This window comes from Streptomyces sp. PT12 (assembly GCF_003311645.1).
Taxonomy (GTDB): Bacteria; Actinomycetota; Actinomycetes; order Streptomycetales; family Streptomycetaceae; genus Streptomyces.
In genome coordinates, this window is record NZ_QEST01000177.1 from 12299 (window position 1) to 28229 (window position 15931).

Here is a 15931-nt window from a genome sequence, read left to right on the forward strand (position 1 = left end):
CGCCGCGTGGCGAGATCGTGCGCGGCGAGTCCTCGCGCACCGTTGCCGCGGACAGGCGGTTGGCCGCCCCATGGCGGGCGGCACCTCCCGCGGCCAGCGCAGCGTTCAACGTGCTGGCCAGCGCAGCGGTCAACGCAGCGAGAACTTCGTGTCGTTTGCTCCCGGCCGGTACGCGCACATCGTGCCCGTGGTCACCGTCGCGCGGAGGTGGGCGGCGAGCTCGGGGTGGCGGTCGTCCAGGCGGCGGAGGGTGTCGCGGATGCGGGCGGTGACCGTTTTCCTGGCGCGTTCCGCCTCGTCGCCCAGCCGTCGGCTGCGGCCGCCCAGGCCCGCCGCGGCGCGCAACTCGTCGAGCAGCGCGGCCCGTTCGCGGTCGAGGTCGGCCGCGCGTGCGTCGTCGCCGCGCTCCGTTGCGCGGTCGATCTCCGCGTCGAGCGCCGTGAGGTGCGCGCGATAGCGGGCCTTCGCCTCGTCGTCGAGCACCGGGTCGCCGCCCAGGCGCGCGGCCGCCCCCGCCTCGGGCGCGAGCAGCCGCGCCGCGGGGATGTCGGTGCCGGGGTGGGACAGCAGCTCGTGCAGGTCGCGCAGCCCCTTCGCGTCGGGCATGTGCACTGTGCGGCCCGCGTGCGTCAGGGTCCACACCGAGCCGTCGAAGCGGAACTCCCCCTCGGGCGCCCCGGCGTGGGGCACCCCGGCGTGGCCCGTCCCGGTCAGCCGGGCGCGCGCCGCCGCCACCCTGGCGGGCAGGTGGCGCAGGCCAAGCTCCGCGGCCTCGCGCTCCACCGCGTCGAGCGCCGCGCGCGCCGCCTCGTCGTCGCCAGGGCCGCCGCGCCCGATCAGCGCGTCCGCGAGGTGGGCGCGCGCCTCGGCGGCCCACGGGCGCGACCGCATCACGTCGGCCGACTCCGCCGCCGCCCGCAGGCTCGCGACGGCCGCGTCCCAGCGTTCGAGCGCCGCGTCGAGCAGCCCGGCCCACAGCGCGACGGGCCCGCTGATGTCGAAGCCGAACATGGACACCAGCCACTCGCCGTCGTTCGGCCCGAGCGCCTCCCTGGCCGCCGCGCACCGCTCCGGGTCGCGCGACAGGGCCGCGGCCTGCGCCTGGAAGCGCAGCCACACGCTCTCGACAAAGCCGGGGTAACGCCGTGAACGCGCCGTCGCCCAGATGCGTTCGACCTCCTCGACGTCCCCGCGCTGCGCCGCCGCGACGCCCTCGAAGAGCTCGAGGTGCGTCTGGTCGGGGAACGTCTCGCCCGCGCCCTCCTGGAACGGATCGTCCAGCTCGTCGAACCGCCCCTGGAGCAGGTGCTTCTGCCACGTCAGCGCCGAGGCGAACTGCGCGTAGTGGTCGGTCTGGTCGCCGAGCGCGGTGATCTCCACGGCCCGCGACCAGTGGGCCTCGCCGTCGTCGAACCTGCCCTGGAACACGGCGATGATCGACTGGTCGATCGACGCCGACATCCAGAACCTCGGCTGCCCCGACGCCTCCACGAGCGTCACATAGTCGCCGAGCGCCGTCATATACGCCGGGTCGCCCAGCTCCACCAGCGTCACCCAGCGCAGCGACGCAGCGTAGTGCTCCATGTCGAAGTCGCCCGAGCGGCGGCTCACGGTGAGCATCTCCTGGATCAGGGCCAGGCGTTCGCCCGCGGTGCCGGGGCCCCAGATCGCGTCGTGCCGCGCCCACAGGCTGAACGCCAGCGCGTCGTCGTCCTCCCCGCGCCTGGCCAGCACCGCGATGCGCACGGCCAGCTCGCGCGCGATCTGGTCCAACTCGCCGGGCCCGCCGTTGCGTTCACCGGCGCGCGCGGGGGCGTTCCCGCCGATCAGCCGCGCGTGCGCCTCCCGCAGCAGATCGGCGCGCAGCGGCCCGAGCCCGTTGACGTGCACCGGGTCGTAGCTGCGGTGCAGCGTCAGCGCGACGCGCGTCAGCAGCGCCGGGTCGTCGAGCCGCCGCGCCGCCTCGGCCGCCTCCCGCATGACGGCCGCCGCCTCCCGGCTTGAGCGGCCGTGGTGCAGCTCAAGGGCGTACTCGAGGCCGATGAGAACGCGACGGCGCGCGCCCAGCGCGGCGGAGAGCGCGTAGGCGTCGCGGTAGTGCGCCGTTCCCTCCTCGAACGCCATGCGCCCCACCGCGTCCTCGCCCGCCGAGCGCAGCAGGTCGACGGCGCGCGCGGGGGACAGCTCGGCGCCCGCCAGGCGCGCGTGCCGCGCCAGGTCGGCGGGGGGCACGCGGTCGGCGAGCCCCGCGGGGTCGAGCGCGGTGACGACGGCGGCGTGGCGGCGGCGCCTTTCCCCCTCGTCGAGCCCGGCGTACAGCGTCTCGCGCACCAGGTCGTGGGCGAACGCGAACCGCCCGCCGCCACGCTGCGCCACCAGCCGCGCGGTCACCGCGTGGTCGAGCAGCCGGTCGGTCTCGGCCGCGGGCACGGCGGCGACCGCGCTCAGCACCTGCCGGTGGAACTCGCGCCCCAGCACCGCCGCGTCCGTCAGCAGCCGCATCACGCGCGCGGGCAGGAGCGCGAGCCGCCGCCGCACGACGTCGCCGACGCCGGGAGGGATCGCGGTGACCCCGCCGCCGCTGGCCCACAGGCGGGCGGTCTGCTCGACGAAGAACGGGTTGCCGCCGGTGCGCCGGTACACCTCGGCGAGCAGCGAGGGCCCCGGCGCGTCGCCCACCGTGCGCTCGATCAACGCGCCCACCTCGTCGCGCGTGAGCCCCGCGAGCGCGAGCGTCGTCGCCTTGGCGACCAGCGGCATCATCAGCGCGTGCAGCGGGTGGTCGGGCGGCTCGACCTCCGCGTCGCGGTAGGTGCCAAGCAGCAGCAGCCGTTCGAACCACGTGTGCTGCGCGGCGAACCTGAGCAGCCGCAGCGACGCGGTGTCGGCCCAGTGCAGATCCTCGAAGATCACCACCAGGGGCCTGCGGTGCGACGCGGTGACAAGCGCGCTGGTCACCGCGTCGTACACCTCGAACCCCTCGGGGGCCGCCTCGGCAGAAGCCGGGGGGCCCGGCTCGGCCTGGGGCCGGGCAGCGTCGCCGGGCCGGGCAGCGTCGCCGGGGCGGGCAGCGTCGCCGGGGCGGGCAGCGTCGCCGGGGCGCGGCGCCTCGCCTGGGCGCGCCCCGAGCAGCGCCCCGAGCGTGGGCCCCGCCGCCTCGGCGATCTCGGTCCACTCCTCCGCCCCGACCGCGCGCCGCAGCGCGCGCAGCACCTGCACCCACGGCCAGTACCCCGGCGCGTTCTCGGCGTCCCAGCACGAGCCGCCCAGCACGAGCGCGCCGAGCGTCCTCGCCTCCTCCGCGGCCCCGGTGACCAGCGCGGTCTTGCCGATGCCCGCCTCGCCAGCGACCAGCACGAGGCCCCCGTGCCGCGAGGTGGACCGGTCGAGCTCGGCGCGCAGCACACCGGCGGCATGGTCCCGCCCGATGAGGTCACCGAGCACCAGTGCGCCCCCATCTTCCGTCGGAATGTCTGTTGTATGAGGATGACACAATGGATCACCCCACCCCGCGGTCCATCGCGGACGCCTTCGTGGAGACTCTCGCCGACCTCGACCCCCTGCTCGGCACGCAGCTGGGGATCAGGCCGGGCGTCGCCGACCTGCCCGACTTCTCCCCCGCGGGGCACGCCGCCCTCACCGATGCCCGCCGCGCCACCCTGGCCCGCCTCGACGCCGCCGAGGCGCGCGCGAACGGCGCGCTCCCGGCCGTCGAGCGCCGCGCCGCGCGCCTGCTGCGCGAGCGGCTGACCGCGCAGCTCGCGCTCGACGAGGCGGGCGAGCACCTGCGCGCGGTGTCCAACTTCTTCACCCCGCTCCAGAGCCTCCGCAACGGCCTGATCCTCATGCCCAAGGCCACCGAGGACGACTGGGCCACCCTGGGCCGCCGCCTGCGGAACGTCCCCGCCGCGCTCGACGGCTACCTCGCGTCCCTCGACACGGGCGCGGCCAAGGGGCTGCTCGCCGCCGCGCGCCAGGTGGAGACCGCGGCCGAGCAGCTCGACGCGCTCATCGCCGCCGACTGGTGCCGCGAGCTGACCGCGCCCGCCCCCGCCCCGCTCCGCGCGGAGCTCGACCAGGCCGCGGGCCTGGCCACCGCCGCGTTCGACCGCGTGCGCGTCCATCTGCGCGAGACCTACCTCCCCGCCGCCGCTGGCACCCCCGACGGCGTGGGCCGCGAGCGCTACCTGCTGACCTCGCGCCACTGGAGCGGGGCCGACCTCGACCTGGACGACGCGTACGCGTACGGCTGGGAGGAGTTCCACCGCGTGGCGCGCGAGATCCGCGAGGCCGCCGCGCTGATCCTGCCGGGCGAGACGCCCCAGGCCGTCATGGCCCACCTCGACCGGCACGGCGAGGCGGTCGACGGCGTCGAGGAGATCAGGGCGTGGCTCCAAACGCTGATGGACGAGGCCATCGCGGAGCTCGACGGCACGCACCTGGACGTGGCCGAGCCGGTCCGCACCGTCGAGGCCATGATCGCCCCGCCGGGCAGCGCCGCCGCCCCCTACTACACGCGCCCCTCGCTCGACTTCTCCCGCCCGGGCCGCACGTGGCTGCCGACGATGGGCGCGACGCGCTTCCCCGTGTGGAGCCTGGTCTCGACGTGGTACCACGAGGGCGTTCCCGGGCACCACTTCCAGCTGGCGCAGTGGCTTGTCGCCGCGGACGACCTGTCGCGCTACCAGACCGGCGTCGGCTCGGTCAGCGCCACCACGGAGGGCTGGGCGCTCTACGCGGAACGGCTCATGGACGAGCTGGGCCATCTCACCGACCCGGGACGGCGGTTGGGCTATCTGGTCGCCCAGATGACGCGCGCGATCCGGGTGATCATCGACATCGGCATGCACCTGGGCCTACGCGTCCCCGCGGGCGAGGCGTTCCACCCAGGCGAGGTGTGGACCCCGGCGCTCGCCGCGGAGTTCTTCCGCCTGCACACGGGGCGCGAGCCGGACTATGTGACGTCCGAGCTGGTGCGCTACCTGGGCGCGCCAGGCCAGGCGATCAGCTACAAGCTGGGCGAACGCGCCTGGGTCGCGGGCCGCGAGGCCGCGAGGGCGGCGCGCGGGTCGGCGTTCGACCTCAAGGCGTGGCACATGGCGGCCCTCTCCCTCGGCTCCCTCGGCCTCGACGACCTGAAGGAGGAGCTGGCGGCGCTGTGAGGGCGAGCCGCCGGGGGTGCCCCCCGGCGGCTCGCCCGGCTCACTTGCAGCCGCGCGGGCAGCGGACCCGCTCGCGGCGTCCGTCGTTGTACACCCACACCCACCCGGTCCCGTCGCACTCCGAGCACGTACTCATCACGCCTTGCCCCTCCCTGCGTCTTCCGAGGTGAACACCCGCGCGGCCGGTGCCGACGGGTCGTCGAGCCACACATACTGGCGCTCCGGCGTGACGGCGAAGCCGAGGCGGTCAAGACCCGGGCCGCCCTCGGCCCGCCACGCGTCGTGAAGCGCCTCGGCCTCGTCCCACAGGTCGCGAGGCCCGCTCTGGCTGACCCGCCCCCGGGCCACGACCGCCTTGGATACCCCGTCGCTGAGCAGCACGCACCCCGGCTCCGTGGGCCAGGGGCTGTCGCCGAGCAGCGCGTCGCACAGCAGGCGCAGCCCGGCCGGTGGATCGGCGAGCGCCGCGCGGCCCCCGCTCAACGCCCGTTCGCGCGGCGGCGTGTGCGCGACCCCGCGGGCCCCGCGCCGCCGCTGCGAGCGCAGCGGCGTGAACGAGCACGCGTCGTGGAAGCGGCCCGCCGCCGTCCCGTCGTCGCCGACCGTCAGCCGCAACAGGCGCATCGTGGGGGCGTGCGGCAGCACGATCACGCCCCCGGGGCGGGTCTGCGCGACCCAGGCGTAGGGCACGTCGGAGACGCCACAGGTGACATGGACCCGGTCGAACGGCGCCGCGTCGGGGCAGCCCTTCTCGCCCTCGCCCACCACGACGCGCGGCGCGAGCCCGGCCGCGCGGAGGTTGGCCTCGGCCGTGACGGCGAGGGCGGGGTCGATCTCGACGGTGGTCACGCGTTCCGCCTCGCCGGTCAGGTCGCACAGCAGCCCGGCGGTCCACCCGGTGCCCGTGCCGATCTCCAGCACCCGGTCCCCCGGCCTGGGCCCGAGCAGCCGCAGAAAGGCCAGGACGAGCAGGGGGTTGGACGCCGAGCTGGTCGGGGCGTAGGTCCGCGCCGCGCTCTCCGCGGTCAGCGCGGTCCGCCCGTCGTCCAGCTGCGTGTAGATGACCGTCTCCGAGTACACCGCGTCCCACCACGCCCCCGGCTCGGCCCCCCGGTCGATCCAGCGCCCCGCGCCGCCCCGCGGCAGCGCCCACGCCCGCCCGGGCACGAAGCGGTGCCGGGGCACCCGCACGAGCGCGTCGGCCAACGCGACGCGGGGGACATCGCCGGGGACATCGCCGGGGACCGCGCAGGGGGATCCTTCACTTTCCAACGGCTCTCTCCTGTCGGCGGTCAAACTCTGGCATTTCCCGGCCGGAGTGCGCACACGCGGCGCCGCGGGGGGCGCATGGAGGCATCCGCCGGCGCCCGGAGGGAGCGCGGACCCGCGTAATCCTCGCTCCCGCGGTCCTCGCTCCCGCGCGACAATGGCCGGTGCCGGGCGCCTCAGCCCGGCACCGGCCGGACCGCGAGCAGTGAGGTGAGCCAGGTGTCGCCACGATCGGCGCGGGTGAACGAGGGGATGCGCGAGCAGTCGCGCGAACGCATCCTGGCCGCCGCACTCGCGGTCTTCGCCGCCAAGGGCTACCACAAGGCGACGATCTCCGACATCACGGCCGAGGCGGGCGTCTCCCGCGGGCTGATCACCTACTACTTCCCCGGCAAACAGGACCTCGTGACCGAGCTGCTCGACCGCTACCTCGAGGGCGTCGCGGGCGTCCTCGACGTGAGCGGGACGCCCGACGAGCGGCTGGCCGCCATCATCGACGGCATCCTGCGCGCCGCCGTTTCCACCGTTCCCGTGCAGCGGATGGCGCTGAGCCTCATCGTCAACCCCGCGACCCACCCCCTCTTCGCCGCCGCCGAGGCGCGCAAGGAGGCCCAGCTGACCAAGCTGGAGGACGGGCTGCGCGACCTGTTCGCGGCCAGGGGCGCCGACGACCCCGCCCTCGAAGAGGTCATGCTCCGCAGCGTCCTCGAGGGCGTGATCTTCAAGGCCGCCGTCTATACCGACCAGTACCCCATGGAACGGGTGCGTGGCTGGCTCTACCGCATGTACGGACTGCCCGCGCCCGAAGGCCACTTGATCCAGGCCGACCCGCCGCCGATCGCCCGCATGCGCGCCACTGCCTGACGCGCGGGGTGATAGCGTTCCGGGCCTTCGCTTCCCGATGGCGGCTCATATGAGATTCCTACGGGGTTCCTGTGAGAGGGGTGGGTTCATGAACGCTGGCACTCCGGCGATCAGTCTGGAGAAGGTGCGGGCCACGGCGGGGGAGGCGCTGGCCGTGGCGTACGAGTCGGCGCGCGTCTCGCTCGAGAAGCTGGGACTCGGCGGTCAACGCGCGGCCGTCTACCTGGTGTTGGACCGCTCAGGGTCGATGCGGCCCTACTACGACGACGGCACGGTGCAGCACCTTGCCGAGCAGGCGCTCGCCCTGTCCGCCAACCTCGACGACGACGGCGTGGTGCCCGTCGTCTTCTTCTCCACGGACGTCCACGGCGTCGCCGACGTCTCGCTGGCCGACCACCGCGGCCGCGTCGCCGCCCTGCACGCCTCCTACGGGCACATGGGCAGGACCAACTACCACCTCGCGATGCGCGCCGTCATCGACCACCACGCCGCTTCGGGCGGCTCGGACCCCGCGTTCGTCATCTTCCAGACGGACGGAGGGCCGACGTCGCGCTCGGCGGCGGAGCGGCTGCTGTGCGAGGCGTCGCGGCTGCCGATCTTCTGGCAGTTCGTGGGGTTCGGGGAGCCGGACCACAAGCAGTTCGCGTTCCTGAGGAAGCTGGACGAGCTGCCCGTCCCCGCGCGGCGGGTGGTGGACAACGCGGGGTTCTTCCCCGCGGGGAAGAACCCGCGCTCGCTCTCCGACCGCGACCTCTACGACCGGCTCATGGCGGAGTTCCCCGACTGGCTCGCCGCGGCCCGCGCCGCGCGGATCATTCGCTGATCACTCGCCGGCCGCTCCCGCCTCGGCCTCGTCGTCGCCGTTCGCCTCGGCCTCGTCTTCGGACGCGCGCCCCGCGCGGCCGAACCGCACGCCCCAGGCGCGGATCTCGTCCAGCAGCTCGGGCGGGCCGATGACGCGGAAGTCGGCGCCCAGCGAGCCAAGGGCCATGATCGGCCACTGAAGGGAGTCGGCGGTCATCCGCACCCGGCAGCGCCCTGGCCCCGTCTCCTCCACCGTGCTCCACCGGCCGATCCGCTCGCGCACGGCCGCGGCCCTGGCGTCGACCAGGACGTCGATCCGGTGCGGGCGCGGCTGCTCACGCAGGCGCGTGCGGACGAACGCCGCGGCGTCGGCGGCGGGCAGTTCGCGGGGCCTGAACGCCTCGCCCGTGCCGTGCGGCGCCTCGATCCGGTCGACGCGGAAGATCCGCCAGTCGTGCCGGGCGAGGTCGTACGCGACCAGGTACCAGCGGCGGCCGAGGCACACGAGGCGCAGCGGCTCGACGTGCCGGTCGCCGCGGCGCTCGTCGGCGGCGGTGTAGGAGAAGCGCAGCGCCTCGCCGTCCCGGCAGGCCAGCGCCACCGCCGTGAGCACATCCGCGTCGATGCCCGTCCCCGGCGCCCCGCCCGCCCCGCCCCAGTCGGCGGGCACGGTCATCGCGCGCAGCGCCTCCACCCGGCGCCGCAGCCGCGCGGGCATCACCTGCGCCACCTTCGCGAGCACCCGCACCGACGACTCGGCGATCCCCTCCACCGCGCCGGACGCCGCGGTCTGGAGGCCCACGGCCAGGGCGACCGCCTCCTCGTCGTCGATCACCAGCGGCGGAAGCACGGCGCCCGCGGCCAGCTGGTAGCCCCCTTCGGCGCCGCGCTGCGCCTCGACGGGGTAGCCGAGCTCGCGCAGCCGGTCCACGTCCCGGCGCAGCGTGCGCACCGAGACGCCCAGGCGCGCGGCCAGCTCGGCGCCCGGCCAGTACCGGTGGGTCTGGAGCAGGGACAGCAGCCGCAGCGTCCTTGTGCCCGTGTTCGCCATGCCGTCGATTCTCGCGCCGTTCAGGTCAGAAAGTGGCCGCTTGGGCTTCTAGCGTGGTCATCGTTCGAGGGAAAACCTCCACGAAAGGTGATGAACGTGACCACCACCGTCTCTGTCACGGACGAGCGCGCCGATCTGCTTCAGGCGCTGGCGACGCACCGGCACTTCCTGCGCTTCACCACCCGCGACCTCACCGACGAACAGGCCGGGCGCAGGACCACCGCGAGCGAGCTGTGCCTCGGCGGCCTGATCAAGCACGTCACCTCGGTCGAGCGGGGCTGGGCGGCGTTCATCGTCGAAGGCCCGTCCGCGATGGGCGACTTCACCGCCATGACCGAGGAGGACTGGGCGCGGCGGGCCGACGAGTTCCGCATGCTGCCGGGCGAGACGCTTGCCGGGGTGCTCGCGGCCTATGCCGAGGTGGCCCGCGGGACCGACGAGCTGGTCGCGGCCCTGCCCGACCTGGGCGCGGCCCATCCGCTGCCGAAGGCCCCGTGGTTCGAGCCGGACGCGCGGTGGTCGGCCCGCCGTGTGCTGATGCACGTCATCGCGGAGACGGCCCAGCACGCGGGCCACGCCGACATCATCCGCGAGTCCATCGACGGCGCGAAGAGCATGGGCTGAACGCACGGCCGAGGGGGCCGGGGTCCTTCGGGGGCGGGGCGGCGGGCGGCCAGACTGTGGCGGGTGCTCATCCGACGAGAGACCCCCGCCGACATCGACGCCATCCGCGCGGTCGCCGACGCCGCGTTCGCCACCGACGCCGCGCCCGGGTCCGAGGTTCTGACCGCGGGCGCTACCGCCGGTAGGGGTGGACGAACGGGTCCGTGGAGCGCCGGACCTCATCGCGGATCGCGCGGGTCCTGGAGCCCGCCGTGTAGAACCGCCCGCGCGCCTTGCCGTGCTGTTCGAGCCAGCCGAGGCGGACCAGCTCGCGGATGTCGCGCGTGGACTGCTGAAGGCTGAGCTCCGCGTCGGACTGGTAGACCGGCCGCCGCACGCGGCCCCCGAGGAACGCGGGCAGCAGCGCCGCGGCCACGCGCTCGTCAAGACCGGCCCTCACCGCGGCTTCGGACAGGGCAACCCACGCCCGCGCGTAGAGGTCGACGCGCCGCTTGGCCTGCTGGGCCTGGATGTGATGCCCGGCGAGGCAGAACTTCATCCAGGCCGAGGTGTCCGCCTCAGGGCTCCACTGCGGTCCCCCCGTCTGCCGCAGTACCTCGTAGTAGCCATAGGTGTTCTGGCCGTGCCCGAGCCACTCCTCGATCGAGGAGAACTCGGCGGGCATCAGCGCCTCCCGGGAGAACACCAGGGTGGACAGGGCACGCGACATGCGTCCGTTCCCGTCCGCCCATGGGTGGATCTTGACCAGGTTCAGGTGTGCCATGGAGGCGCGAACATGCACGGGAGCGTCGAGGTCGCCCTCGTTGAGCCAGGTGATCAACTCGTCCATCAGCCGGGGCACTTCATCGCTCGACGGCGCCGTGTAGACGGGCACCAACTCGTCCTCGGGGCTGGAGACGTAGACGGACTTCGTCCGCAGGCGCCCTGGGCGCTTCCAGGAGTGGTGCTCCTGGACCATGTAGTGCAGGCCGTTGATCAGCCCGAGGTCGTACCGGAAGTCCGCGTCCACATCGGAGAGGGCGAGGATGTAGGTCATCGACCTCTGGTATCCCTCCAGCTCCTTGCGCGTCGCGTCGCTGGTCTCCAGAGGCTCTTCCCCGGCAATCAGCGCCTCGACGTCGTCGACCGTCGCGGCGTACCCCTCGATCGTGTTGGATCCCGCGATGGCGCGGGCCGTGAGGTTCCGCCGCAGCTGCTTGGTCCATCGGCACGTCGAAGGGAGCAGATGCCGCAGGTCGTGCCGCATCTCGGCGATCTCATCAAGGGCGCGGCGATCCGCGGCGTCGAGAGCGGGAGCCTGGTAGAGCATGCTTCGATGACACCATGATTGTGTCATCGAGGCAAAGGAGGGCTCCTTCGAGGCGACGCCCGCCAGGTCAGGGCGCCGGGGGCGTCGCGCCCCTGACCTTCAGGTGGGACAGCAGGTGGGCCGTCGCCGCGGTCACCGCCTCCACCGCCTCGTCGAACGTCTCCTTGTTGTGTGCGGCCGGGGCGCGGAAGCCCGAGACCTTGCGGACGTACTGCAACGCCGCCGCCCTGATGTCCTCGTCGGACACCTCGGGCGTGACGGGAGCGCGGAGAGTCTTGATGCTTCGGCACATGCCGCCCAGTGTGCACCCGCCCACTGACACGGACACCGCGCGCCATAGTCCACACACGGCCCGTCATCGTCCACGGCGCCCGCCCTAGCATCAGAGCAGCCGCGCGGCACACCTTCCAGCACCTCCACCCCTTCCGGACGGAGAATCCCATGCGCAGGACGAGCGCACGATTCGCGCTGGCCACCGCCGTCGCCCTTGGCGGCATCACCGCTGCGAACGCCGCGGAGCCCTCCGACGCCCAGGACCCCGCCACCCTGGCCGTCGGCACCCCCACCGGCTTCGGAGCCGGAACGACCGGTGGCGCGGGCGGCGACGTGGTCACCGTGTCGGACGCCGACGCCTTCATCGAGGCCGCCGACAGCGACGGGCCGCTCCAGATCCAGGTCAACGGCACGATCCAGCTCGACGCCATGGCCCGGGTGTCATCGGACAAGACGATCGTCGGCGTCGGCACCTCGGGCCGCATCGACGGCAGCGGGCTCACCATCCGCGAGGCCGACAACGTCATCGTGCAGAACCTGACGTTCAGCAACTCCGACGACGACGGCATCAACGTCGAGTACTCGACGAACGTATGGCTCGACCACAACGACTTCACCAACCCCAACGACGGCGCCCTGGACATCAAGCGCGCCTCGACGAACATCACCGTGTCGTGGAACCACACCTACGACTCGGACAAGAACATGCTCCTCGGCCACAGCGACAGCAACGGCGGCGAGGACGCGGGCCGCCTCAACGTCACCTACCACCACAACTGGTTCGACGGGGTCAACCAGCGCAACCCCCGCGTCCGCTTCGGCGACCCCGTCCACGTCTACAACAACTACTACAACGACATCGGCGGCTACGGCGTCGCCTCCACCGAGGACGCGGGCGTGCTCGTCGAGGCCAACTACTTCGAGAACACCGACGACCCGTTCCACCTCGGCGAGGGATCGTCGGACGAGGGCGGCATCGTCGCGAGGGACAACCACTTCGTGAACTCGGGGTCGGGCCAGGCGGGCGGCTCCGTCGGCTCCATCCCCTACGGCTACAGCCCCGACCCGGCCGCCGACGTCAAGTCGATCGTCACCGCGGGCGCTGGCGTCGGCACCATCTGACCCCGGCGCACCACGAGGCGCACCGGACCGACGTCGCACGCCCAACGTTCAACGCCCAAAGCAGATGGGCCGGGTGCCTTGCCGGGGCGCCCGGCCCCCGCTATCGTCCACGCCACCTGAGGCGCCCTGCGACGACGATGAGCGAGGTGGTCCCCTTGGGGGCTGCCCCACGCCCCGCCAAGGCCCGCCCCACCGTTGCGCTCCTGACCGCCAACATCCACCTGGGCGTGGGCGCCACCCTGTGGTCGGGCGTCCTCGACGCCGCCGAGCGCCAGGACGTCGATCTCGTCTGCCTGCCGGGCGACTCCGTGCCGCCGGGCCCAGGCGCCGCCCCCCGCAACGCCATCTACGAGCTGCTCGACCCCGAGCGCGTGGACGGCGCGATCTGCTGGACCTCGACCCTGGGCCTGCCGCGCGGCGGCCCCGGCGCGACGCGCCTGCTCGAACGCCTCGCCCGCCTCGGCCACGTCGTCAGCCTCAACCGCGCGATCGAGGGCCACGAGACGCTGCTCCTCGACTCCCACATCGGCATGCGCGAGGCCGTCGGCCACCTCGTGCACCACCATGGCCGCCGCCGCCTGGCGTGCCTGCGCGGCCCGTTGACCAACCCGGTGGCCCGCGACCGGTTCCGCGCCTACGCCGACGCGCTGGCCAGGCACCGCATCCCGCGCGACAGGGCGCTCGTGTCCGCGTCGTTCGACTACGCCGCGGGCGCGGGCGCCGCCGCGATGGGCGTGCTGCTCGATGTGCGCGGGCTGCGCCCTGGCCGCGACTTCGACGGCGTGGTGGCGTGCAGCGACGTGCTGGCCGCCGACGCGCTGCGGTTCCTGGCCGCGCGCGGGATCCGCGTGCCGGACGACGTTGCGCTGATCGGATTCAACGACTCGACCGAGGCCCGCATCAGCGATCCGCCGCTGACGTCGGTGGCGCTGCCGTTCGCCGAGCTCGGCTCGCTCGCGGTCGACACCGTGGTGGCCAGGCTGCGCGGCACGCGCCCGCCCGCGCGCCGCGTCGTGCCCGGCACGCTGGTCATCCGCCGCTCGTGCGGCTGCCACTCGCCCCTGGTGACCCAGGGCGGCGCCGTCCCCCACGAGCCGGGCGAGCCAGCCGCGGACCCCGTGGACCCCGTGGACCCCGCGGACGCCGTGGACCCCGTGGACGCCGCGTTGATCCGGGAGTTCAACGGCCCGGGGGTCGCGTTCCTCGACCTCGTCGAACGCCACCTCGGCGAGCGCGTCCACTCGCTCGACGACGCCGCCGCCCTCGACCGCGCGCTGCTGCGCCTCCGCGACGCCGAGCCGACCGACGCGCGCCGCGAACGGCTCGTCGGGCAGGCGAGGTTGATGGTCGCGGACAAGGCGCACCGGCTGCTGGAGTACGAGCGCTGGACGAGCGGGCAGCAGGCGCGGCGCCTGCGCGAGCTGGCCACCGCGCTCACCACCGTGACCGACACGGCCGCGCTGAGCCGGGTGCTCGAACGCCACCTGCCGGGGCTGGGCGTGCCCGCGCACCGCCTCGCGCTGGGCGCGGGCGCGAACCCCCTGCCCGAGCGCCCCCGCCAGGGCGCCGCCCGCACCACCACCGTGCTCGAACCCCTGCACATCGGCGACGAGCAGTTGGGGCACGCGGCGTTCGAGCCCGGCCCCGCCGCGGCGCGCGACGGGGCGCTCCACCGGGCGCTCGGCGACCAGATCAGCGCGGCGCTCAAGGGCGTGCGGCTGTTCACCGAGGTGCGGCTCGCGCGCGACGCGGCCGAGCGCGCGAGCCGCTTCAAGACGCGGCTGCTCGACAACGCGTCCGACGAGCTGCGCACCCCCGTCGAGGCGATCCTCCGCCACACGCGCCCCGGCGACGCGGCGCACGACGACGCGGCCCGGCTGCTGCTGATGATCGACGACCTTCTGGATCTGTCGGGTTCGGAAATAGACGCGCGCGCTCTCGATCGCCGCATGATCGACCCGCGCCCGTTGCTGGCGGAGTCGTTTCGCGCCGCGACCGGGACCGCCCCGGGCGACGGGCGCCTCGACCTGCCGCGCCGCCTGCCCGCCCTGCTGGCCGACGAGGCGCGGCTGCGGCAGCTGGTCGTCCACCTGCTGACCGCCGCCGCGGGCCCCGGGGTGACGCTGGCCGCGCGGCTGACCCCGCACCACCTCGCGGTGCGCGTCGCCAACCCCGAGCTCGCCCTGGCCGAGGACGACGAGCTGTTCCAGCCGTTCGCCACGGGCCGCCCCGGCGCGCGCCTCGGCCTGGCCGTCGCCCGCCGCCTGGCCGCGCTGCACGGCGGAACGGTCGCCCCCCACCGCGCCCCTGGCTCGCCGGGGTTCCAGCTCGCGCTGCCGCTGCCCACCCCCGCCGACCCCGGGGGGCCACGCCCCACAGGGGACACGCTGCTGCTCGCCGCGCCCGGCGCCGCCGTGCCACCCGACATCGCCGCGCTCGCCCGCCGCCACGACCTGCGCGTGCACCGCCTGCACCCCGACGACGACCTGGCCGCCCTCGCGGCGACCGGCCCCGCGGCCGTCGCCTGGGACGCCGCGCGCCCCACCGCCGACGCCTGGGCGGCCGTGCGCCACCTGCACGACCAACCCGCCCTGCGGCACACGCCGTTCCTCCTCTTCGGCGGCCCCGACCGGATCGCGGGCGACGACCTTGACCGGGCGCTGGCCGCGCTGCGCCCCGACGACCTGGCCGCCCCCGCCGTCATCGCCGACGGCTCGCCCGCCGCGCGCGAGCAGCTGCGTCGCCTCCTGCCCGGACGCCCGGTGCGCGCGGCGGGCGACGGCACCGCCGCGCTCGCGCTCATCGCGGATGAGCGCCCAGGGCTGCTCGTGGTGGCCCGCGTCCTGCCCGACATGGACGGCTTCGACCTGGTTGAACGGCTGCCGGGCACCCCGGCGTTGATGCTCTCCGACCAGGGCTTCACCGCGGCGGACGCGCGCCGCGCCGAGCCGCACCCCGGGCTTGTGCTGCTGGGCCGCGGCATCCTGACCGAGCCCGAACTGGCCAGGCTGCTCGCCTCGTTGACCGAACGCCGCCCCCAGCGCGCCGCCGACCCCGCGCCGGTCAGGTATGCCCTCGCGCACATCGAGCAGCACTACAGGCACCGGCTGAGCCGCTGGCAGATCGCGCGCGCGGCCGGGGTGAGCGAGGACCACCTGGGGCGGCTGTTCCACCGCGAACTCGGCCTGACGCTCTGGGAGTACCTGACCCGGCTGCGCATCGAGCGCGCCAAGGAGCGCCTTCAGCGCAGCGACGACAGCGTGCAGACGGTCGCGCGCGCCGTGGGGTTCCACGACCGCGCCTACTTCAGCCGCGTCTTCCGCCGCCACACGGGCGTCGCCCCGCACGCCTACCGGGGGTGAACGGTGCCGGGTGTCCGCGCCCGGGTGTCCGCGCCCCGCGACCCCTCCCCCCGGATCCGCCGTACCGTCCGTCGCGACCGTGCCGGGGGCG

11 protein-coding genes are annotated in these 15931 nt (G+C 74.6%); 6 read left to right on the plus strand and 5 right to left on the minus strand.

Going from position 1 to position 15931, the window contains the following annotated elements:
- Positions 1–129: 129 nt before the first annotated feature.
- Complete coding sequence (locus DEH69_RS19285) at positions 130–3444, minus strand: AAA family ATPase (protein ID WP_113688235.1); 3315 nt, start codon at positions 3442–3444, stop codon at positions 130–132.
- Between the two features lie 50 nt (positions 3445–3494).
- Here DEH69_RS19285 and DEH69_RS19290 point away from each other — a divergent pair, with 50 nt between their 5' ends.
- Positions 3495–5162 (plus strand): DUF885 domain-containing protein, encoded by a 1668-nt coding sequence (locus tag DEH69_RS19290; protein ID WP_113688236.1) that lies wholly within the window; start codon positions 3495–3497, stop codon positions 5160–5162.
- 135 nt (positions 5163–5297) lie between these two features.
- Here DEH69_RS19290 and DEH69_RS19295 read toward each other — a convergent pair whose 3' ends face one another.
- Positions 5298–6434 carry a methyltransferase domain-containing protein gene (locus DEH69_RS19295; protein WP_181727502.1) on the minus strand — a complete coding sequence of 379 codons (1137 nt, stop codon included), beginning with the start codon at positions 6432–6434 and terminating at the stop codon, positions 5298–5300.
- A gap of 237 nt (positions 6435–6671) precedes the next feature.
- Here DEH69_RS19295 and DEH69_RS19300 point away from each other — a divergent pair, with 237 nt between their 5' ends.
- Together DEH69_RS19300 and DEH69_RS19305 are read left to right on the plus strand one after the other, a co-directional pair.
- Complete coding sequence (locus DEH69_RS19300) at positions 6672–7295, plus strand: TetR/AcrR family transcriptional regulator (RefSeq protein WP_258534778.1); 624 nt, start codon at positions 6672–6674, stop codon at positions 7293–7295.
- An 88-nt stretch (positions 7296–7383) separates the two neighbouring features.
- Positions 7384–8118: a VWA domain-containing protein gene (locus DEH69_RS19305; protein WP_113688237.1), complete on the plus strand. Its 735-nt coding sequence runs from the start codon at positions 7384–7386 to the stop codon at positions 8116–8118.
- On the opposite strand, the gene DEH69_RS19310 is transcribed toward DEH69_RS19305, so the two are convergent.
- The gene (locus tag DEH69_RS19310) at positions 8119–9150 is read right to left on the minus strand and encodes a YafY family protein (RefSeq protein ID WP_113688238.1); all 1032 of its coding nucleotides are present in this window, start codon (positions 9148–9150) and stop codon (positions 8119–8121) included.
- Between the two features lie 90 nt (positions 9151–9240).
- Between DEH69_RS19310 and DEH69_RS19315 the strand changes: the two genes are divergently transcribed.
- Positions 9241–9774 carry a DinB family protein gene (locus DEH69_RS19315; protein WP_113688239.1) on the plus strand — a complete coding sequence of 178 codons (534 nt, stop codon included), beginning with the start codon at positions 9241–9243 and terminating at the stop codon, positions 9772–9774.
- A gap of 172 nt (positions 9775–9946) precedes the next feature.
- Here DEH69_RS19315 and DEH69_RS19325 read toward each other — a convergent pair whose 3' ends face one another.
- Positions 9947–11083: a Fic family protein gene (locus tag DEH69_RS19325; RefSeq protein WP_113688240.1), complete on the minus strand. Its 1137-nt coding sequence runs from the start codon at positions 11081–11083 to the stop codon at positions 9947–9949.
- 67 nt (positions 11084–11150) lie between these two features.
- Positions 11151–11375: a DUF2277 domain-containing protein gene (locus DEH69_RS19330; RefSeq protein ID WP_113688241.1), complete on the minus strand. Its 225-nt coding sequence runs from the start codon at positions 11373–11375 to the stop codon at positions 11151–11153.
- A gap of 149 nt (positions 11376–11524) precedes the next feature.
- On the opposite strand from DEH69_RS19330, the gene DEH69_RS19335 reads away from it, so the two are divergent.
- Positions 11525–12478, plus strand: a complete 954-nt coding sequence (locus DEH69_RS19335; protein WP_113688242.1) for a polysaccharide lyase family 1 protein — start codon at positions 11525–11527, stop codon at positions 12476–12478.
- A 155-nt stretch (positions 12479–12633) separates the two neighbouring features.
- Entirely contained in the window at positions 12634–15840 is a 3207-nt protein-coding gene (locus DEH69_RS19340) for a substrate-binding domain-containing protein (RefSeq protein WP_181727503.1), read from the plus strand.
- Positions 15841–15931: the final 91 nt, after the last annotated feature.